This window comes from Kineosporiaceae bacterium (genome assembly GCA_016713225.1).
In the GTDB taxonomy this organism is placed as follows: Bacteria; Actinomycetota; Actinomycetes; order Actinomycetales; family Kineosporiaceae; genus JADJPO01.
On sequence record JADJPO010000001.1, the window covers coordinates 929,108 to 947,710 of the forward strand.

General features: G+C 68.4%; 18 protein-coding genes. 15 read left to right on the forward strand and 3 right to left on the reverse strand.

From position 1 onward, the window contains the following. Nucleotides 1–11: 11 nt before the first annotated feature. The 10 genes from IPK24_04200 to IPK24_04245 all read left to right on the forward strand — a co-directional run bounded on the left by IPK24_04200 (nucleotide 12) and on the right by IPK24_04245 (nucleotide 8,539). A complete protein-coding gene (locus IPK24_04200; protein ID MBK8074772.1) occupies nucleotides 12–803 on the forward strand; it encodes an IclR family transcriptional regulator in 792 nt (263 codons plus the stop codon). Between the two features lie 219 nt (nucleotides 804–1,022). Next, nucleotides 1,023–1,454 carry a hypothetical protein gene (locus IPK24_04205; GenBank protein MBK8074773.1) on the forward strand — a complete coding sequence of 144 codons (432 nt, stop codon included), beginning with the start codon at nucleotides 1,023–1,025 and terminating at the stop codon, nucleotides 1,452–1,454. Between the two features lie 109 nt (nucleotides 1,455–1,563). Further along, nucleotides 1,564–2,565 carry a phenol 2-monooxygenase gene (locus IPK24_04210; GenBank protein MBK8074774.1) on the forward strand — a complete coding sequence of 334 codons (1,002 nt, stop codon included), beginning with the start codon at nucleotides 1,564–1,566 and terminating at the stop codon, nucleotides 2,563–2,565. Nucleotides 2,566–2,571: 6 nt separating this feature from the next. After that, entirely contained in the window at nucleotides 2,572–2,871 is a 300-nt protein-coding gene (locus IPK24_04215; protein MBK8074775.1) for an MmoB/DmpM family protein, read from the forward strand. Between the two features lie 16 nt (nucleotides 2,872–2,887). Next, on the forward strand, nucleotides 2,888–4,429 hold the full coding sequence (locus IPK24_04220) for a YHS domain-containing protein (GenBank protein ID MBK8074776.1): 1,542 nt from the start codon (nucleotides 2,888–2,890) through the stop codon (nucleotides 4,427–4,429). Between the two features lie 18 nt (nucleotides 4,430–4,447). Then, on the forward strand, nucleotides 4,448–4,774 hold the full coding sequence (locus IPK24_04225) for a phenol hydroxylase (protein MBK8074777.1): 327 nt from the start codon (nucleotides 4,448–4,450) through the stop codon (nucleotides 4,772–4,774). Between the two features lie 118 nt (nucleotides 4,775–4,892). Further along, nucleotides 4,893–5,816, forward strand: coding sequence for a catechol 2,3-dioxygenase (locus tag IPK24_04230; GenBank protein ID MBK8074778.1), 924 nt, complete (start codon nucleotides 4,893–4,895; stop codon nucleotides 5,814–5,816). Nucleotides 5,817–5,951: 135 nt separating this feature from the next. Beyond that, a complete protein-coding gene (locus IPK24_04235) occupies nucleotides 5,952–7,064 on the forward strand; it encodes a 2Fe-2S iron-sulfur cluster binding domain-containing protein (protein ID MBK8074779.1) in 1,113 nt (370 codons plus the stop codon). A gap of 28 nt (nucleotides 7,065–7,092) precedes the next feature. Further along, nucleotides 7,093–7,533, forward strand: coding sequence for a heme-binding protein (locus IPK24_04240; GenBank protein ID MBK8074780.1), 441 nt, complete (start codon nucleotides 7,093–7,095; stop codon nucleotides 7,531–7,533). A gap of 112 nt (nucleotides 7,534–7,645) precedes the next feature. Next, nucleotides 7,646–8,539 carry a glycoside hydrolase family 16 protein gene (locus IPK24_04245; GenBank protein MBK8074781.1) on the forward strand — a complete coding sequence of 298 codons (894 nt, stop codon included), beginning with the start codon at nucleotides 7,646–7,648 and terminating at the stop codon, nucleotides 8,537–8,539. A 107-nt stretch (nucleotides 8,540–8,646) separates the two neighbouring features. Here the strand turns inward: IPK24_04245 and IPK24_04250 are convergent, their stop codons facing one another. Both IPK24_04250 and IPK24_04255 read right to left on the reverse strand, forming a co-directional pair. Then, a complete protein-coding gene (locus IPK24_04250) occupies nucleotides 8,647–9,567 on the reverse strand; it encodes a catechol 2,3-dioxygenase (protein MBK8074782.1) in 921 nt (306 codons plus the stop codon). A gap of 49 nt (nucleotides 9,568–9,616) precedes the next feature. Continuing rightward, a complete protein-coding gene (locus IPK24_04255; protein ID MBK8074783.1) occupies nucleotides 9,617–9,940 on the reverse strand; it encodes a 2Fe-2S iron-sulfur cluster binding domain-containing protein in 324 nt (107 codons plus the stop codon). Nucleotides 9,941–10,277: 337 nt separating this feature from the next. On the opposite strand from IPK24_04255, the gene IPK24_04260 reads away from it, so the two are divergent. After that, entirely contained in the window at nucleotides 10,278–12,968 is a 2,691-nt protein-coding gene (locus tag IPK24_04260) for a hypothetical protein (protein ID MBK8074784.1), read from the forward strand. Between the two features lie 36 nt (nucleotides 12,969–13,004). Here the strand turns inward: IPK24_04260 and IPK24_04265 are convergent, their stop codons facing one another. Then, entirely contained in the window at nucleotides 13,005–13,781 is a 777-nt protein-coding gene (locus IPK24_04265) for a FadR family transcriptional regulator (GenBank protein ID MBK8074785.1), read from the reverse strand. A gap of 149 nt (nucleotides 13,782–13,930) precedes the next feature. Here IPK24_04265 and IPK24_04270 point away from each other — a divergent pair, with 149 nt between their 5' ends. From IPK24_04270 to IPK24_04285, 4 genes are read left to right on the forward strand one after another with little or no spacing between them, the layout of a single operon-like run. After that, on the forward strand, nucleotides 13,931–15,643 hold the full coding sequence (locus IPK24_04270; protein ID MBK8074786.1) for an L-lactate permease: 1,713 nt from the start codon (nucleotides 13,931–13,933) through the stop codon (nucleotides 15,641–15,643). 31 nt (nucleotides 15,644–15,674) lie between these two features. Continuing rightward, nucleotides 15,675–16,415: a (Fe-S)-binding protein gene (locus tag IPK24_04275; GenBank protein MBK8074787.1), complete on the forward strand. Its 741-nt coding sequence runs from the start codon at nucleotides 15,675–15,677 to the stop codon at nucleotides 16,413–16,415. Then, the gene (locus tag IPK24_04280) at nucleotides 16,412–17,854 is read left to right on the forward strand and encodes a lactate utilization protein (GenBank protein ID MBK8074788.1); all 1,443 of its coding nucleotides are present in this window, start codon (nucleotides 16,412–16,414) and stop codon (nucleotides 17,852–17,854) included. The genes IPK24_04275 and IPK24_04280 overlap by 4 nt, the downstream gene beginning before the upstream one ends. After that, nucleotides 17,851–18,525: an LUD domain-containing protein gene (locus IPK24_04285; GenBank protein MBK8074789.1), complete on the forward strand. Its 675-nt coding sequence runs from the start codon at nucleotides 17,851–17,853 to the stop codon at nucleotides 18,523–18,525. The genes IPK24_04280 and IPK24_04285 overlap by 4 nt, the downstream gene beginning before the upstream one ends. The last annotated feature ends 78 nt before the right edge of the window (nucleotides 18,526–18,603 follow it).

The following is an 18,603-nucleotide window of genomic DNA, read 5'->3' on the forward strand; positions in this document are numbered from 1 at the left end:
CGATGCAACTCATGCGTTCCACTGAGCGGGACAGCGGCGACTCGAGTGCCAGCTCGGCACCGGTTTCGTTACTCGAGAGGGCTTCACTCGTCTTGGGGTGTTTCGGGCCGGATCACACCGATATCGGGGTATCCGACATTGCCCGACGAACCGGCCTGGCCAAGTCGACCACGCATCGGCTGGTGGTCGAGATGGTCCGCCTCGGCCTGCTCGAGGAGGCCGGCGGGGGCCGGGTGCGCCTGGGCCTGCGGATGTTCGAGCTGGGGCAGTTGGTGCCCCGTCAGCGGGCCTTGCACGAGGCGGCTCGCCCGTTCATGGAGGACCTGCGCGAGGCCACCGGCAACCACGTCCATCTGGCCGTGCTGGACGGCATCGAGGTCGTCTATGTCGAGATCCTGCGAGCGCGCGACGTCCAGCCGTTGCCCTCGCGCGTCGGTGGCCGGTTGCCCGCCCACTCGACCGGGGTCGGCAAGGCCATCCTGGCGTTCAGCCGACCGGACGTCGTCCGGGCCCGGATCGAGGCCGGGCTGGTCCGGCGCACCGCCTACACGATCATCATGCCGGGGGCCTTCGCGCGAGAACTCGCCGCCATCAACGCCTCGGGCATCTCCTACGACCGGCAGGAATCGGCGATGGGCGTCGTCTGTGCCGCCTGCCCGGTCTTCGGTGCCGACGGGACCGTGGTCGCCGGCCTGTCCGTCACGGGGCGGGCCGAGCGCCTGGACATCGAACGCATGGCACCCGCCGTCCGCACCGCCGCCCTCGCCCTCTCACGCACCCTCGGCGCACCCACGCCCGGCTGACCCAACCCGCTCATGCTCCGCAGGTGTCGTCGTCCTGCCTGATGGCAACGATGTCAGGCGTCAGCCGCGGAGCATGAGCGGTCCGCTGCGGAGCATGAGCGGGTTTCAGGTGCGTGTTCCGTGTTGAGGAACATCGGGGCCGGGGGGTGGCGGGGTGGCGCACCTTGACGGGAGGCAGAGGCGCGACGGGGCGCCGGACAGTGGAGGGGAGAGTCCTCAGTGACGCCGTTCATGCTGCGGATCGCCGAGCTCATCGGGGCCGAGACCGACGAGGTCGACGAGCCCTTGGCGTACAAGACCAAGCTGTCCAATCCAGAGCTCGCCAGCGTCGGGGCGGACAAGCACGTCGCCATCAGGGCACTCGCCGAGCAGCTGCTCTGCGAGGCCAATGCCGTGCTCGCCGACAACGACGACCATCTGGGCCTGTTCGACGAGGCGACGAACGCCGAACTGGCCTTCTCGGTCACCTACCGCCAGCGCGCCGTCCGGTTCTCGACCCGGTTCGTCGACGGCAAGGCCTACGCCCAGCTCGTCGGTGACGGCGTCGAACCCGGCCCGCCCCGCGAACTCGACGGCCCGGACGCCGTGGCCGACCTGCTCGTGCTGCTCCTGGTCTCGGCCGGTCTGACCCATCACGCCGTCGAGGCCTGATCGCCCCACCCTCGCCCACCCCGCCCCACCCTCGCTCCACCCCGCTACGCCGCAACGCGCACCACGCCAGACAGGCGCCAGAGAACCACCATCCGACAGGAGGCCCGACGTGCAGTACGAGCTACGCACCCAGGTCATCGAGGCCAAGCGCAAGACGTTCGCCAACCTCACCGAGCGTTTCGGTGACCGGCCGGCGTCGCGTTACGAAGAGGGCTCGATCGACATCCAGGCGGTGACGAACTTCCATTACCGTCCGCTGTGGGACCCCGAGCACGAGATCTATGACGAGTCCTACTCGGCCGTGCGGCTGAGCGACACGTACTCGTTCACGGACCCGCGTCAGCTCTACTACTTCCCGTACGTCACGGCGCGTTCGCACCTGCACGAGGCCTTCGGGTCGACGCTGTCCTACCTCGACAGCCGCTCCCTGCTGGAGAAGATGCCGGCCGCCTGGAAGACCGCGGTGGCCCAAGCCGTGATCCCGATGCGGCACTACGAGAGCGGCGCCCAACTGCTGGCCGCCTACGGCTGCCGATTCGCCTGGGGCACCACGATCGAACAGTGCCTGTCGTACTCGGCGTTCGACCGCATCGGTAACGCACAGATGCTCAGCCGCGCCGGGATCGCCCTGGACGGTGGCACCGACGCCCTACTCGGCGAGGCCAAGACCCAGTGGCTCGAGAACGCCGACCTGCAGCCGCTGCGCAAGTACATCGAACTGCTGATGCCCGAGAAGGACTGGGCAGTCGCCCTGGTCGGCCTGGACCTCATGGACCAGCTCCTCTACGGCCTGCTCTACACCCACCTCGACGAGGCGGCGCTGATGGGCGGGGCCGGTGGCTACTCGCTCATCGCCCAGCACTTCGCCGGATGGTTCGCCGACCAGCGCCGGTGGGTCGATGCGCTCTACCGGGCATGGCTCGCCGACGGTGAGCACGGTGCGGCCAACCGGGTCACGCTGGCCGCGGCCCGCGCGAAGCTGCTTCCCGGGGCGGTCGAGGCCGCCCAGGGCGTCGCCCGTCTCATCGACGCCCAGATCGATTGCGGTGCAGCCGATTACGTCACGTCACGCGCCGCCACCCTGGCCGGCCTGTTCGCCGAGGAGTCCTGATCCACCATGAGTGAGACCACACAGACGGCCGCGGTGCGCGATGTCGGCGTCGACCTGCAGGAGACCGAGGACAACCGTGCGGTGATGGAGGCCATCGAGGCCGACAACCCGGACTGCACCGTCAAGCACTTCCCCGGACTCGTCCGGATCTCGTCGCCGGGACGGTTGACCATCAACCGCGAGAGCGTGGAGGAGCGGCTGGGCCGGGAGTGGGAGACCCACGAGTTCCAGCTCGCCATCGTGTCCTACTTCGGCCACATCAAGGAGTGGGACGACGACCAGATCATCATCGCCTGGGATCACTGAGAGAGAGGACGCAGCCATGGCCGCACCGCGCAAGCTGTCGATGAAGCAACGCTACGCAGCGCTCACGCACGACTTGGACTGGGACTTCTCCTATGTGTCCCGCGAAGAAGCGTTCCCGTACACCTCGTTCGAGGGCATCAAGATCCACGACTGGTCGAAGTGGGAAGACCCCTTCCGGCTGACCGTCGACGCCTACATGAAGTACCAGGCGGAGAAGGACAAGCGGCTGTACGCCGTCCTGGACTCCTTCGCCCAGGGCCAGGGCCACCTGTCGCTCGCGGACGCCAAGTACCTCAACGCGATGAAGCTGTTCCTGCAGGGCGTGACCCCGCTGGAATACCAGGCTCACCGCCACTTCTCGTACCTGGCACGCTTCCTCGAGGGCCCCGGCCCCCGGTTCGCGGCGCTGTGCCAGAGCCAGGACGAGCTGCGCCACGCGCAGACCGAGATCCACACGCTGTCGAACTACAACAAGTTCTACGGCGGCATGCACTCGTGGCACCACCAGCACGACCGGGTCTGGTACCTGTCGGTGCCGAAGTCGTACTTCGACGACGCCGTGACCGCCGGCCCGTTCGAGTTCATGATCGCGATCGGGTTCAGCTTCGAGTACCTGCTGACCAACCTGCTCTTCGTGCCGTTCATGTCCGGCGCCTCGTTCAACGGCGACCTGCCGACGATGACGTTCGGCTTCTCGGCCCAGAGCGACGAGTCCCGCCACATGACGTTCGGGCTCGAGGCGATCAAGTTCCTGCTCGAGCAGGATCCGGACAACGTGCCGATCGTGCAGGCCTGGATCGACAAGTGGTTCTGGCGCGGCTACCGGCTGCTCGCCCTGGTCAGCCAGATGCTCGACTACATGCTGCCGCGCAAGGTCATGAGCTGGAAGGAGTCCTTCGAGCTGTACTTCGAGCAGCAGATGCTCGGCGGCCTCTTCCCCGACCTGGCCTACTACGGCATCAAGCCGCCGCAGCACGTGCAGCAGGCGATCGACGAGAAGGACATCCTCTCGCACCAGGTGTACTGGACCCTGTACCAGTTCAGCTTCGCGGCTGCGTTCAACACCACGATGCCGGACGCCGAGCACCTGGACTGGCTGTCGGAGCAGTACCCGGACACCTTCGACAAGTACTACCGGCCGTTGTGGGACAAGGCGGCTCGGGTGGTCGAGAGCGGTGGCCGGCACTTCGGTCGCGCGCTGCCGCAGCTGTGCCAGACCTGTCAGATCCCGATGCTGTTCACCGAACCCGGTGACCCGACGACGATCTGCCAGCGGCACTCGGTGTACGAGGGCGAGCGGTACGACTTCTGCTCCGACGGCTGCAAGTGGATCTTCGATCGCGAGCCGGAGAAGTACGTCCAGGCCTGGCTGCCGGTGCACCAGATCTACCAGGGCAACTGTGGTGGGCCGACGGTGCCCGACGTCCTCGCCTGGTACCGGCTGCAGCCCGGCGACAACGGCGAGTACGAAGGTTCGCAGGAGGCTCAGGACTGGGCCGCCTGGCACACCACGTCGCACGCCCCAGCCGCCACCCCGGCCCCCGTCGCCGGCAACTGATCGAGAGGAGACAGCGAGATGGCAGTCCGAGCAATCGGTGAGTACACGTTCCCCTCGCGTTCGCGGCAGGAGCTGTACGGCGACGACCAGTTGGTGCACGTCTACTGGAAGCACAACATGTTCATGTGCGCTCCGGCGTGCTTCCGGGTGCCCAAGGCGATGCCCTGGGACACCTTCCTGGCGGAGGTGCTCTACCCGGTCTGGGAGCAGGACCCCGACTTCGACCGGGCCACGACCACGTTCACCTGGGAGCTGGACGACCAGGCGGTCACCCCGGTCGGTGACCAGTCTCTCGAGAGCCTGGGGGTAGGCCACAAGAGCCTGCTCGTCTGCCAGGCCGCCTGACCACGACGAGGGTCTCGGGCCGAGCGATCGGCCCGGGACCCTCGTCGCGCTGTTTCACCTTCTGCTCCACCCTGTTCCCCACCGCACGTCGGTCCACCACCGCTGGAAGGAACATCGCATGCCCCTCCATGGAGTCACTCGGCTGGGATATGTCCACGCCCGGGTCACCGATCTGGCCGCAGCCAAGAGCCACTACGGCACGACACTGGGGCTCTACCCGGTGCACGAAGAGACCGGGCGCGCCTACTACAAGGGCTGGGACGAGTGGGATCACCACTCGGTCGTGCTCGAGGAGGGCGGCGTCGGCCTGGTCAAGCTCGGCTACAAGACCATGGATGCCGGCGACATCGACGTGATCGAGCGCAACGCTCAGAACTTCGGCGTCACCGTCGAACGGATGAGCGCGAGTGAGAACCTCGAGACCAGCGACGGCATCCGCATGATCACGCCGTCCGAACACGTCATCGAGATCTATCACTCGATGAAGACCGTGGGCGTCGAGGTCGGCACCCACAACCCCGAGGTCTTCCCGCGGCACCTGGTCGGCGTCGGTGCACCCCGCATCGACCACGCCCTGATCACCGCGGACGACGTCAACCTGATGGACAAGTTCTTCCATGACGTGATGGGCTTCTATGCCGCCGAACGCGTCGTCGCCACGCTGGACCCGGACGCCATGATGATCGGCACGTGGATGTCGGCCGGCAACACGGTGCACGACATCGCCGTGATCAAGGGACCACAGGGCAAGCTGCACCACTTCGCGTTCAACCTGCTCGACTGGTCCGAGATCAAGCGGGCCGGTCAGCTCTTCGCGATGGACGACGTGCCGATCGACGTCGGCCCGACCCAGCACGGCATCACCCGGGGCGAGACGATCTACTTCTTCGACCCGTCGGGCAACCGCAACGAGGTGTTCTCGGGGGGCTACGTGGCCTACCCCGACCGCCCGACGGTGAACTGGACGCCCGAGCAGCTCGGCAAGGGCATCTTCTACATTCAGCGTGAGCTGAACGAGCGGTTCACCACCGTCCTGACCTGATCTGTACCTGATCTGTACCTGATCCACCCTCTGCCACATCAGAAACCAGCCCGAATCCGGACGGCGCACCGTCGCCGACGGCGCGCCGTCCGGTTCGGGACACGACCTGCACAACCCATGTGAGGGCGAACTGCCGTGACCGAGACCTACCAGATCACCGTCGACCCGATCGGTGCCGAGATCACCTGCCGGGAGGACCAGACCCTGCTGGATGCCTGCCTGCGGGCCGGGGTCTGGGTGCCGCACTCGTGCACCCACGGCACCTGTGGCACCTGCAAGGTCGAGGTGATCGACGGTGAGGTCGATCACGGCGCGTCCTCCGCCTTCGCCCTGATGGACATCGAGCGGGACGAGGGCAAGACGTTGCTGTGCTGCGCGACGCCGCGCAGCGACGTGGTCTTCGAAGCCGACCTCGACGCCGACGAGGAAGCGCCGTCGCACGCCGTCCAGGACTACACCGGCACCGTCACCGCGGTGCAGGACATCGCCACCGACACCCGGCGGGTGCTGATCGAGCTCGACCGCGATCTCGCCTTCGACGCCGGCCAGTACATGGCCTGGCAGTTGCCCGCGGCCCGCGCCGGTGGCAAGGACGGCGTCACCCGCACGTATTCGATGGCCAACCCGCCCTCGCAGACCCGGGTGCTGGAGTTCCAGATCCGGCGTACGCCGGGTGGCGCCTGCAGTGACGCCTGGGTCTTCGGCGACCTGGCCGCCGGTGACACCGTGCAGCTGGCCGGACCCTACGGTCGGTTCACCGTGCGCATGGGACGGCGCGAGCCCGCCGTCCTGATCGCCGGCGGCACCGGGCTGGCCCCGATCGCCGCCATGATCAAGCGCGTGTTGCTGGACGGCGCCAACGAACACGGTGACGGCCCATCGCACCTGTCGCTGTACGCCGGGGCGCGGACCCGCGCTGCGTTGTACGACGTCGAGCTGTTCACCGAGTTGGCTGCAGCCCACCCTGACCGGTTCACCTATCGACCCTGCCTGTCCGAGGAAGAGGTCACCGACACCCTTGCCGAACAAGGCTTCGCAGCCGGCATGGTGACCGACGTGCTCGCGGCCGACCACGCCTCCTTGGCCGGCCACGTCGCCTATGTCTGTGGCCCCCCGGCGATGGTCGAGGCCTCGATGAAGACCCTGATGTCGCGTCGGCTGTTCCCGCGGGACATCAACCGCGAGGAGTTCCTGGACGAGAGCAACCGGGCCGACGGTGGCCTGCGTTCGCCCCTGATCAAGCGCTGACCTGATCCGACGCTGGAGGAGCTGACGGATGAACCCCACCCAGGACGCCGACCTGCGCTCTGTGCCCACGATCACCTACGCCGCGGCGTCCCGCGTGGTCGCCCGAGCCGTGACGCACGCTCAGGGCCTGGGGGTTCCGGTGAACATCGCGGTCGCCGACCCGGCGGGTCACGTGATCGCCTTCGCCCGGATGGACGGCGCGGCGTTGCTCTCGTCGTCGGTGGCCGTCGACAAGGCCTACTCGGTTTCGGCCTTCAACGGCATGCCGACGCACGCCTGGTACGACGCGATCAAGGATGAGCCGGCGCTGCTGCACGGCCTGGTGCACCGTCCCCGGCTGACGATCTTCGCTGGCGGGATTCCGCTGCTCACCAGCCCGGATGGCCAGATGGTCGGATCGATCGGGGTCTCGGGGGGCAGCGCCGAACAGGACCGTGAGATCGCCGAGGCCGGGGCAGCGGCATTCTGAACCGCAGCTCGGGCGATTCGCCCCCGGATCTCCCCGAAGAGACCTAAGTTGGGATGAGGGCCGGAATGCGGGGGCGGCCGACCTCGGGTTGTCGCGTGAACAAGGAGAAGGTATGCGCAGGGTGATCCGCCGCGGACTGGTGGCGACGGGAGTGGCTGGTGCCTTGTGCGCCGTCGCGGTGACGGTTGGCAGCGTGCCGGCGCAAGCCGGAGCCCGGGTCGCGGCGCCCGCCGCGGCGCCAGCAGCCACGGCCAAGCGAACCCTGCTCTGGCATGACGAGTTCACGGGTAGCCGTCTCAACCCCAAGTACTGGACGGCGCTCAACCGGTCGACCAACGGGGTGTCCAACGGCCAGGTCGACTGCCTGCTCAGCAAGGCGTCGAACGTGCGCCTGTCCCGCGGGGCGCTGTGGCTCACCTCGCAGAAGCTGGCCACTCCGATCACCTGCTCGTTGAACGACCCGAACTTCCCCAACGGCCGCTCGTACACCTCGGGCTTCATCACCACCAAGGGCAAGAAGTCGTTCACCTACGGTCGGTTCGAGATGCGGGCCAAGCTGCCGTTCGCGGCGGGCGCCTCGACCGGGTTGTGGCCGGCGTTCTGGATGTGGCCGGACAACAACACCTCCGGTGAGCTGGACATCATGGAGGCCATCGGTCGCGAGCCCGACCGCACCTACGCCTTCGCTCACTCCTCGACCGATCCCAACGCCGTGTCCGACGGCGGGTCGTACGTGTTTCCGGGCGGACGCAACCCGGGCGACGGGTACCACATCTACGCCCTCGACTGGGAGCCGACCTACCTGCGGTGGAGCGTGGACGGCCGGGTGGTGCGCACCATGACCAGCGCCAATACCCCGTGGGTGGCGTCCTCGTTCACCACCCCGATGCACCTGATGCTCAACCAGACCGTCGGCGGGGTGTGGGCGCAGGACCCGAACAGCAGCACCCGGTTCCCCGCGACGTACTACGTCGACTACGTCCGCGTGTACAGCCGGGCCAAGTAACTCCCACCAGCACCACCAGCACACGACGAAGGGGCCTGTCCCGGTGGACAGGCCCCTTCGGTGTGATCAGTGATGATCGGGTGCCATCGCTACCCGATCGGGCCCGATCAGGTGAAGACGGTGGTGAAGCTCTCCTTGATCTCGCGGGCGTGGTAGAAGATCCCCTTCGCCAGCTGGTCCGCCGTCCAGACGATCGTGGGGCGGTCACGGTAGGACGTGTAGCCACCGGCGAAGGTCTCGTTGCGGTTGCCGGACGGGTCGAAGAAGTAGATCGTCTCGCCCCGGGTGATGCCGTGGCGGGTCGGGCCCACGTCGATCGGCACGTCGTCCATCGTGAAGATGTCGGCCGCGTGCAGGATGTCGTTCCAGTCGCGCATCTGGAACGCGAAGTGGTGCAGCTTGCCGTTCGGGCCGCGCAGCAGCGCGATGTCGTGCACCTTCTGCATCGAGGACAGCCAGTACGCGATGGTCTGGGCGTCGTCGCCGAGCGTGGTCTGGGCGCGCTCGGTGGTGTAGAAGTTCGTGACCTCCATGAAGAACCGGGCGGCGGTGTCGATGTCCTCACCGATCAGCAGCGCGTGGTCGAGCATGGGGGCGCCGATGCCCACCAGGTGGCGGGGGAACGCGTCGGGGTTGTGGGTACCGACCTCGAGGCCGACCGCGGTCATCGAGTGGTAGAACTCGAACGTGTGGTCGATGCACGGCAGGTGAACCCGGACGCCGTCGCTGACCTCGCGGTTGTCGCCGGCGCTCATCCGGGTGACGGTGCAGTCGCCGAAGGCCTGGGCGCGCGACTCGATGCCGTCCAGGTCGGCGGCGTCCTGCACCTTGAAGCCGAACTTGACGGCGCCGACGCCACCCTCCTCGAGCACGACCGAGTGGTGGTCCCACTCGTCCCAGCCCTTGAAGTACAGCTTGCCGCCGTCCTCGAGGGTCGGGTACAGGCCGAGCGTGTTGGCGTAGTGGTCCTTGGCGCGGGCCAAGTCGGTGACGCGCGCATGGACGTACCCCATCCGCAGGATCGTCATCGCGGAACTCCTTTGTTCGTGACGGGCGTTCTCCCGCGTCCGCGGGGGCTTATCGGGCCAGGGCGGTGAGGAACGGTGCGACGCAGCGCACCGTGCTCTCGGGCCGGGTGGCGATGGTGGCGTCGTTCTCGGGGATGGCTCGGCAGATCAGGCAGGTGCCGGCGCCGCGTTCCTCGGGGGTCAAGACGGTCTCGGCGACGGTCTCGCGGTAGCTGATCTCGCCCTCGACGAGGTCGAACTTACAGATGCCGCACCCGCCGCGCTTGCACCCTGACGTCGCGGCGTAACCGGCGCGGTGCAGCGCTCCGAGGATCGTCTCACCCGGTTTCAACGCAATGTCGACGTCCGTGCCGACCACGCTCAACCGCCCCATGCGCCACTCCCGGTGGTGTCGCCATCCCTGGAATACGGCGGACACCGGTCAGCCGGGTCCACCGCTTGGTGCCAGGGTGCGGCTCGGGGGGCGGATTGTCCGTGACCATTCCCGATGGCGGAACGCCGAGTTGGTGCCTCGCCCGTCTCGCCCTCGTCCGGCGCCCCGGGCTCGGCAGCCGCTGGGCCGTGCGGGTGGTCCGGTTGGGGCAGGCGGGTGAGGTGCCGCGCCGTCCGATCAAAGGGGTGCTCCGGCTACCTAGCGTGAGCGCTGGATGGGAGCAGCTGGTGCGGTGCTGCCTTCATGAGCGCGGAGGGTGACGATGTGGCGTAACCGGATGACCCGGTGGGTGGTGCTGCTGCTCGTTGCGACCACGCTGGGGGGGCTCGGCGTGCCGTTGACCGCCTCGCTCGCCCAGGCGGCGTACAACCCGGCACCGCGGCCGGCGTGGAATCCGACCTCGGGGCGCGTCTACGCGATGGCCCGCGTGGGCAACGTGGTCGTCCTGGGTGGCAGCTTCACCGCGCTGTGGAGCCCGGTCGACGGGACCACGGTGGCGCGCAACCGCCTGGCGGCCGTCGACGCCACCACGGGCGAACTGTTGCCGTGGAACCCGAACAGCAACGGTGAGGTCCGGGCGCTCGAGGGCTCGGCCGACGGCAGCACGGTGTACGTCGGCGGCGCCTTCACCTCCATCGGCGGCGTGGCCAAGTCCCGCCTGGCCGCGGTCACCGTGCCGACGGGCGCGGTCGTCACCGGGTTCACCGCCAATGCGGCCGCGACCGTGACGGCGCTCGAGCTCTCCGGCCCCACCCTGTACGTCGGCGGCTACTTCACCACCTTGGGCGGCAAGCCGCGCCAACGCCTGGCGGCCGTGGACGCGGGCACGGGCGCCCTCAGCACCACCTTCACCGGCTCGGCCGACGGCGCGGTACGCTCGATCCTCGCCTCGCCGGGCGGCACGACACTCGCCGTCGGCGGGGAGTTCGCCACGCTCTCGGGCAGCCCTCGCGCCTTCCTGGGATCGGTCACCCTCACCGGGGCAGCAACCTCCTGGACGCCGCCCGCGGCCTGCAATGATCTGCTGCTGCCGTGCTTCGTCTGGGACCTGGCGCAGGACGACACGACGGTCTACGCCGGCGTTGCGGGCCCGGGCGGCCGGGTCGTCGCCTACGCGCGCGCCACGGGGGCGATCCGTTGGCAGCAGTCCGGCGACGGCGATGTCCAAGGCATCACGCTGAGCCGTGGCGTGGTCTACGGCGGTGGTCACTTCGATCTCAGCTTCGCGGGTCAGCCCCGGGCCGGGGTGGTGGCCCTGCGGGCCAGCACTGGGGCGCTGATGCCGTTCGCGCCGCAGCTGCTCAACGGGCTCGGGGTCTTCGATCTGCTGCCCTCGGACGACGTCCTGCGGGTCGGCGGTGGCTTCGAGCTGCTCGACGCCACCAACGAGCAGCGGTACGCCGAGTTCCCGGTGCTGCCCGACACCACCCCACCCACGGCGCCGACCGGTCTGAAGACCACTCTGGTCGGTGACACGCAGATCGATCTCGCCTGGTCCGCCGCCACGGACGACGAGGTGCTGGCCGGGTACCGGGTGTTGCGGGACGGCGTCGTGGTGGCCACCACGGCAGCGACCAGCTGGAGCGAGGTCGGGCTCACCCCGGCGACGACCTACCGGTACACCGTGGTCGCCCTGGATGCTGCGAACAACGTCTCGACACCCAGCTCAGCGGTGACCGTGACCACCAAGCCGCTCACCCAGGTGCTGGTGCCCCTGGGCTCGACCTGGCGCTACCTGTCCAACGGCTCGAACCAGGGAACCGCTTGGCGGGCATCGAGTTTCGATGATGCGGCCTGGTCCTCAGGGCCGGCTCAACTGGGCTTCGGCGACGGCGATGAGCAGACCGTGATCGGGACGACGGGCACCACCCGCTACTTCCGCGCCGGCTTCACGATCACCTCGCCCGGTCAATTCAGCGCACTGACCGCCTCGCTGGTGCGCGACGACGGCGCCGTGGTCTACCTCAACGGCACCGAGGTCTGGCGTTCGAACATGCCCACCGGCACGATCAGCGCCACCACGCTGCCCGCCGGCGCCGTCAGCGGCACCGCCGAGAGCCAGGTCTACACCCAGGCCCTGCCCACCTCGGCACTGGTCGCCGGCGCCAACGTGATCGCGGTGGAGGTGCACAACGCCTCGTCCTCCAGCGACGTCAGCTTCGACCTGGCCCTCGAGGGCGCGGTGGCCCCGGCGCCGGACCTGGTGGCCCCCAGCACGCCTGCGGCCCTGCACACCACGGCCGTCACCTCGACCAGCGTGGCGTTGGCCTGGGACGCGGCGACCGACGACCGCGCGGTCACCGGCTACCGGGTGCTGCGCGATGGTGCGTCGGCGGCCACGGTCACCGGAACCACCTGGACCGACGCCGGTCGCACCGCGGGCGCCACCCACGTCTATACGGTGCAGGCGCTGGACGCCGCGGGCAACGCCTCGACCGCCTCGGACCCGCTGACCGTCACGCTTCCCATGCCGGTGGGCACCTTGGTGCCACGTGGCGCCACCTGGAAGTACCGCGCCGGGACCACCGGGGCGGGCGGAACGGCCTGGGCGGCACATGGTTTCGACGACGCCTCGTGGGCCTCCGGGGAGGCGGAGCTGGGCTTCGGTGACGGTGGTGAGAAGACGGTGCTGGCAAGCGGGTCGATGACCTACTACTTCCGGTCGACGTTCACGGTCACCGATCCGCAGGCGATCACCGCGGCGACGCTGTCGCTGGTACGCGATGACGGCGCCGCCGTCTACGTGAACGGGGTCGAGGTGGCCCGGTCGAACCTGCCTGCGGGCGCCCTGACCTCGACCACCAAGGCATCGGCCAATGCCTCCGGCACAGCCGAGAGTCAGGTGTTCAGCTACAGCGTCCCGCCCAGCGTCCTGGTGACCGGGGTCAACGTGATCGCGGTCGAGGTGCATCAGGATGTGGCGTCGTCCAGCGATGTCAGCTTCGATCTGGGGCTCTCGGCGAGCTGACGTTCGCGGCTGCCGACGCCGCGGGCCGGCGCACGGTCAGCCCGCGGCGGTTCCCGGTCCACCCGGTTCCGGGGATGCGGCGCGTGGCGGAAGCAGTGCCCGCATCCGACCGAAGAAGCCGCGAATGTGCTGTTCGACCATGTCAGCGGCGCCGTTCCCCTCGTGCGCTGCGATCAGTCGGTACAGCTCGTGATGCTCGCGCCGCAGACCAGCGGCCGTCTCGTCCCAATCGACGGACTCCTCGAAGGCCGCGAGCAGTGAGTACCGCAAGGACTCCCGGATGGCGCTGGTCAGGTCTGCCACCAGCCGGTTGCCACCGGACTCCGCTACGGCCACATGGAACGCGGTGTCCAGTTCGTTGAAGGCGCCACGGGCTACCTGAGGGTCGTCCATGGCGGCCAAGAGCTCTCGCAGCTGCCCCAGGTCGTCGGGGGAGGCGTGGGTCGCCGCGAGCCGGACGCTCCAGCGCTCCAACATCACCCGGGTCTCGACCATCTCGTGCACAGGGAAGCTGCTCAAGGCCACGTGCAGGCGGAGCAACCTGGCCAGCGCCACCCCCGAGGAGTCGGCGACGGTCGTTCCCGACTCTGGCCCGTTGCCCACCAGCGAGCGCAGCACGCCCTGGGCCTGAAGTGCACGAATGGCCTCACGGACAGCGGAGCGGCTGACCCCCAACATGGCGGCGAGCTCGCGTTCGGCAGGAAGCCGATCGCCCACCCGAAGCTGACCGGTGAGGATCTGCTCCTCGATGCGGTCCAGTACCAGTTCGTACGTGGGCGCCCGAGGGATGGTTCGCCAGACGGAGTCGGTCACCCGGCCATTCTCACGGCCCCCCGCCGGCCGTGCCACTTGGTCTGAGCATTGCCATGCACTTTGGCAGGACCAAAGCCTGATTTCGCCGAATCCGTACACTCTCTACGGTGGGCCAATTAAAGGTCGGACCAAACAACGGAGGACCAGTGATGTTCCACCAAGAGCCCGCGCCGGTCGGGGACAGCCTGTTGCTGTCCGCGCTGGTCGCACTGTTGCCCCTGCTCACGATCTTCCTGCTGCTCGGCGTGTTCCGCGTGAAGGCCCACCTGGCGGGGCTGGCCTCGCTTCTGGTGGCGATGGGGGTCAGCGTCCTCGCCTTCCACATGCCGATGCAGCTGGCCCTGCTCTCGGCCAGCCAGGGAGCGGTCTTCGGCCTGTTCCCGATCATGTGGATCGTGCTCAACGCGGTCTGGCTCTACCAGGTGACCGTGGTCAGCGGGAGGTTCGAGGACCTCCGTGGCGCCTTCCGGCTCGTCTCCGACGACCCGCGGGTGCAGGCGATCATCATCGCCTTCTGCTTCGGCGGCCTGCTCGAGGCGCTGGCCGGCTTCGGCGCTCCGGTGGCGATCACCGGCGTGATGTTGATGGCCCTGGGCTTCTCGCCGATGCGTGCTGCCGCCGTGGTGCTGCTGGCGAACACTGCGCCGGTGGCCTACGGGGCCATCGCCACCCCGATCATCACGGCCGCCAACCTCACCAAGATCCCGGTCGAGGACATCGGTGGTGTCGTCGGCCGGCAGACCCCCGTGCTCGCACTGTTCGTGCCACTGCTGCTGGTCGGCCTGGTCGACGGTCGGCGCGGGCTGCGTCAGGTGTGGCCGATCGCCCTGTTCACCGGCGCCGTGTTCGCCGTCGCCCAGTTCGCGGCAGCCAACTTCATCTCCGTCGAGCTCACCGACGTGATCGCCTCTCTGGCCGGCCTGGCTGCGGCGGTCCTGTTCCTGCGGGTGTGGCAGCCGCGCGGGGGCGAGGCGGCGGCCGAGACGTTGCGGATCGAGAGCGAGCGGGAGCACTCGGAGTTGTCGGCCTCCGGTGGCTCCGGTGGCGCCGGTGGCGCGGCGGGGACGACGACCAAGGCTCGCCCAGCGACGTCCGACACCCACACGCACCCGTCGCCGGACAAGATCCTGATGGCATTCCTGCCCTATCTGATCGTGATCGCCGTGTTCGCGATGGCCAAGCTCTGGACGCCGGTGAAGACCTTCCTGGTCGGTCGCGATGTCAAGATCAAGTGGCCCGGCCTCGATGGCAACATCCTCAGTGCATCGGGCAAGCCGTCCACCGCGACCATCTACACGTTCCCGTGGCTGTCCTCCCCGGGCACCCTGCTGTTGATCTGCGGGGTCATCACCGCGGTGATCTACCGGGTCGCCGCTCGGGATGCGATCGGTGAGTACGCGGCCGTGCTCAACCGGATGAAGTTCGCGCTGCTCACCGTGTCCAGCGTGCTCGCCCTCGCCTATGTCATGAACTTCTCCGGGCAGACGATCACCATCGGCACCTGGATCGCCGCTGCGGGCGCCGCCTTCGCCTTCTTCTCCCCGATTCTGGGCTGGCTGGGGACGGCGGTCACCGGTTCGGACACCTCCGCCAACGCCCTGTTCGCCACCCTGCAGCAGACGGTCGGGACCAAGACGGGAATCGACCCCACGCTGCTCGTCTCGGCCAATACCTCGGGCGGGGTTCTCGGCAAGATGATCAGCCCGCAGAACCTGACGATCGCCGCAACGTCTGTCGGGCTGGCCGGGCGCGAATCGGACATCTTCCGCAAGGTCGTGCTGTGGAGCCTGGGCCTGCTGTTGGCCATGTGCGTGCTGGTGTACCTGCAGTCCACGCCGGTGCTGTCCTGGATGTTGGGTTGATCGAGCACCTGTTCCCGAAGGGAGGCCAGCCATGAACGTCGCGCTCTTTGTGACCTGTCTGAATGATGCTCTGTTCCCGCAATCGGGTCAGGCCACGGTCGAGGTGCTCGAACGGGTCGGCAGCACGGTCGTGTTTCCGGCAGCGCAGACCTGCTGCGGCCAGATGCACGTGAACACCGGGTACCGCCGGCAGGGGATCGCGCTGATGCGCTCGTTCCTCGATGCGTTCGATGGCTACGACCACGTGGTGGCACCGTCGTCGTCCTGCGTGGCGACGGTGCGCCACTACTACCCGGCGCTGGCGGCCGAGAGCGGCGATACGGCGCTCGCACAACGGGTGGCCGACCTGAGCGCACGGATGTTCGACCTGAGCGAGTTCCTGATCGACGTGGCGCAGGTCGAGGACGTCGGTGCCTACTTCCCGCATCGGGTCACGTACCACTCCACCTGCCACTCGGTGCGCAGTCTGGAGGTGGGCCAACGGCCCTACCGGTTGCTGCGCGCCGTCCGAGGGTTGACCTTGCTCGACCTGCCGAACTCCGAGGAATGCTGTGGCTTCGGTGGCACCTTCTCGGTGAAGAACGCCGATGTCTCGCTGGCGATGGCAGCGGACAAGGCCCGGCACGTCCGCGAGACCGGGGCCGAGGTCTTGGTGGCCGCTGACAGGTCGTGCCTGATGAACATCGGAGGGATGCTGTCCCGGCAACGGAGCGGCGTGAGGGTGATGCATCTGGCCGAGGTGCTGGCCGCGACCGAAGGAGGCCGGCCATGAGCCGTGCATTCGTGAACATGCCGTCCTTCCAGCAGGGGGCACGGGAGGCAATCGTCGATTCCCAGTTGCGGCGGAACCTGAGTCACGCCACCACCACGATCCGGGACAAGCGTGCCCGGGTGGTGGCCGAACTCGAGGACTGGCAGGAACTCCGGCTTGCCGGAGCGGGAATCAAGGACGAGGTGGCCCGGCACCTGGACAGCTACCTCGAGCAGTTCGAGGCGGCGTTCACCGCCGCTGGTGGACACGTGCACTGGGCCGCGGACGCGGCGCAGGCGAACCGGATCGTCACCGACCTGATCAAAGCCACGGGTGAGACCGAGGTGGTGAAGGTGAAGTCCATGGTCACCGTCGAGATCGCGTTGAACGAGGCGCTCGCCGAGGCCGGGATCACCGCTCTGGAAACGGATCTGGCCGAACTGATCGTGCAGCTGTCCGACGATCTGCCCAGCCACATCCTCGTGCCGGCGATCCACCGCAGCCGCGGCGAGATCCGGGAGATCTTCCTGGACCACATGCCCGGGGTGAAGGCCGAGCTCAGCGATGATCCGGCCGAGCTGGCGGGGGCGGCCCGCAGCTATCTGCGGCAGCGTTTCATGTCGGCCAAGGTGGCTGTGTCGGGCGCCAACTTCATGATTGCCGACACCGGCACCTTGGTGGTGGTGGAGTCGGAGGGCAACGGTCGGATGTGCCTGACCCTGCCGGAGACCCTGATCAGCGTGGTCGGCATCGAGAAGATCCTCCCCACCTGGCGGGATCTCGAGGTGTTCATGCAGCTGCTGCCGCGCTCGTCGACGGCCGAGAGGATGAACCCCTACACCACCATGTGGACCGGCGCCCATGCCGGGGACGGTCCGCAGAACGTCCATGTGGTGCTGCTCGACAACGGTCGAACCCGGGCGCTTGCCGATCCGCACGGCCGGCAGGCCCTGCGCTGCATTCGGTGTTCGGCGTGCCTGAACTCCTGCCCGGTCTATGAACGCGTCGGCGGGAAGGCCTACGGCTCGGTGTATCCGGGACCGATCGGCGCGATTCTCAACCCCCTGCTCAACGGCGTGGACGCCGGGCCGGTGGAGAAGTCCCTACCGTTCGCGTCCTCGCTGTGCGGCCGGTGCTTCGAGGTGTGTCCGGTGCGCATCGACATACCCGACGTGCTGGTTCACCTCCGGGGTCAGGTGGTGGCCGCCGGTGCGTCCTCGCGGGTCCAGGGGGCGGCGATGGCAGGCATCGGTTGGGTGTTCGGCAAGCCCTGGCGGTTGGCCCTGGCCGAGCGCGGCCTGTCGCTCGCCTCGCGTGCCGTCGGCCGCAAGGGATCCATCGGACCGATCGCCGTTCCCGGTTGGCCGATGGCCTGGTCACGCGGCCGCGATGTGCCGGTGCCACCGCGAGAGTCCTTCAGGCAATGGTGGGCGCGCACGCGTGAAGGGAGCGCACAGTGAACGCGAAAGACGTTGTGCTGCAAAGGATCCGGCAAGCTCATGCGGACATGGTCGAGGCGCCGGGGTCTGGGCAGATCCCTCGCGACTATCTGACCACGAGACCGATTCCCGGCGGCGACGCGGGATTGACCGCACGGTTCATGGAGCGTGTTGCCGACTACCGGGCCGAGGTCGAGCTCGTGGTCGCGCAGGAGCTCTCGGAGGCCGTTGGGCGGGCGCTGGCGGCGCGCTCGGCGGTGGAGGTCGGGGTACCGTCAGGACTCGATCCCGCCTGGTTGCCGGCGGGTCTCATGGTTCATCGAGATTCCACCGAGGCGCCGCTCGAGATCGGGGCGGTGCAGCGCCTGGACGCCGTCGTCACCGGCGTGGCCGTGGGGATCGCCGAGACGGGAACGGTCGTGCTGGACGGCCGGCCCAGCTGCGGCCGCCGTGCGTTACACCTGGTACCGGACCTGCATGTGTGTGTGGTGGAGGCCGCTCAGCTCGTGGACGACGTTCCTGCCGCGGTCGCCCGGCTCGCCGGTGCGGTGTCGTCCGGTCCCCTCACCTGGATCTCCGGCCCGTCGGCGACCTCCGACATCGAGCTGAGTCGAGTGGAGGGGGTCCACGGCCCGCGCCTGCTGCACGTCATCATCGTGTCCCGCGACCCGATGCCGGCGTCAGGAGGGTGATGATCACGGGGGACGAGCTGGGCGCCTCGGCGTCTGGTTCGGCTCACGTCAGCGCCTGCGCTGCCGACGGGACCGATC

What these genes read in the sequence shown, in the direction of transcription:
- IPK24_04260 (MBK8074784.1), top strand. Translation starts at nt 10,278, where the DNA reads ATGACCCGGTGGGTGGTGCTGCTGCTCGTTGCGACCACGCTGGGGGGG.
- IPK24_04255 (MBK8074783.1), bottom strand. Translation starts at nt 9,940, where the DNA reads ATGGGGCGGTTGAGCGTGGTCGGCACGGACGTCGACATTGCGTTGAAA.
- IPK24_04215 (MBK8074775.1), top strand. Translation starts at nt 2,572, where the DNA reads ATGAGTGAGACCACACAGACGGCCGCGGTGCGCGATGTCGGCGTCGAC.
- IPK24_04230 (MBK8074778.1), top strand. Translation starts at nt 4,893, where the DNA reads ATGCCCCTCCATGGAGTCACTCGGCTGGGATATGTCCACGCCCGGGTC.
- IPK24_04250 (MBK8074782.1), bottom strand. Translation starts at nt 9,567, where the DNA reads ATGACGATCCTGCGGATGGGGTACGTCCATGCGCGCGTCACCGACTTG.
- IPK24_04270 (MBK8074786.1), top strand. Translation starts at nt 13,931, where the DNA reads ATGTTCCACCAAGAGCCCGCGCCGGTCGGGGACAGCCTGTTGCTGTCC.
- IPK24_04245 (MBK8074781.1), top strand. Translation starts at nt 7,646, where the DNA reads ATGCGCAGGGTGATCCGCCGCGGACTGGTGGCGACGGGAGTGGCTGGT.
- IPK24_04240 (MBK8074780.1), top strand. Translation starts at nt 7,093, where the DNA reads ATGAACCCCACCCAGGACGCCGACCTGCGCTCTGTGCCCACGATCACC.
- IPK24_04225 (MBK8074777.1), top strand. Translation starts at nt 4,448, where the DNA reads ATGGCAGTCCGAGCAATCGGTGAGTACACGTTCCCCTCGCGTTCGCGG.
- IPK24_04220 (MBK8074776.1), top strand. Translation starts at nt 2,888, where the DNA reads ATGGCCGCACCGCGCAAGCTGTCGATGAAGCAACGCTACGCAGCGCTC.
- IPK24_04200 (MBK8074772.1), top strand. Translation starts at nt 12, where the DNA reads ATGCGTTCCACTGAGCGGGACAGCGGCGACTCGAGTGCCAGCTCGGCA.
- IPK24_04280 (MBK8074788.1), top strand. Translation starts at nt 16,412, where the DNA reads ATGAGCCGTGCATTCGTGAACATGCCGTCCTTCCAGCAGGGGGCACGG.
- IPK24_04275 (MBK8074787.1), top strand. Translation starts at nt 15,675, where the DNA reads ATGAACGTCGCGCTCTTTGTGACCTGTCTGAATGATGCTCTGTTCCCG.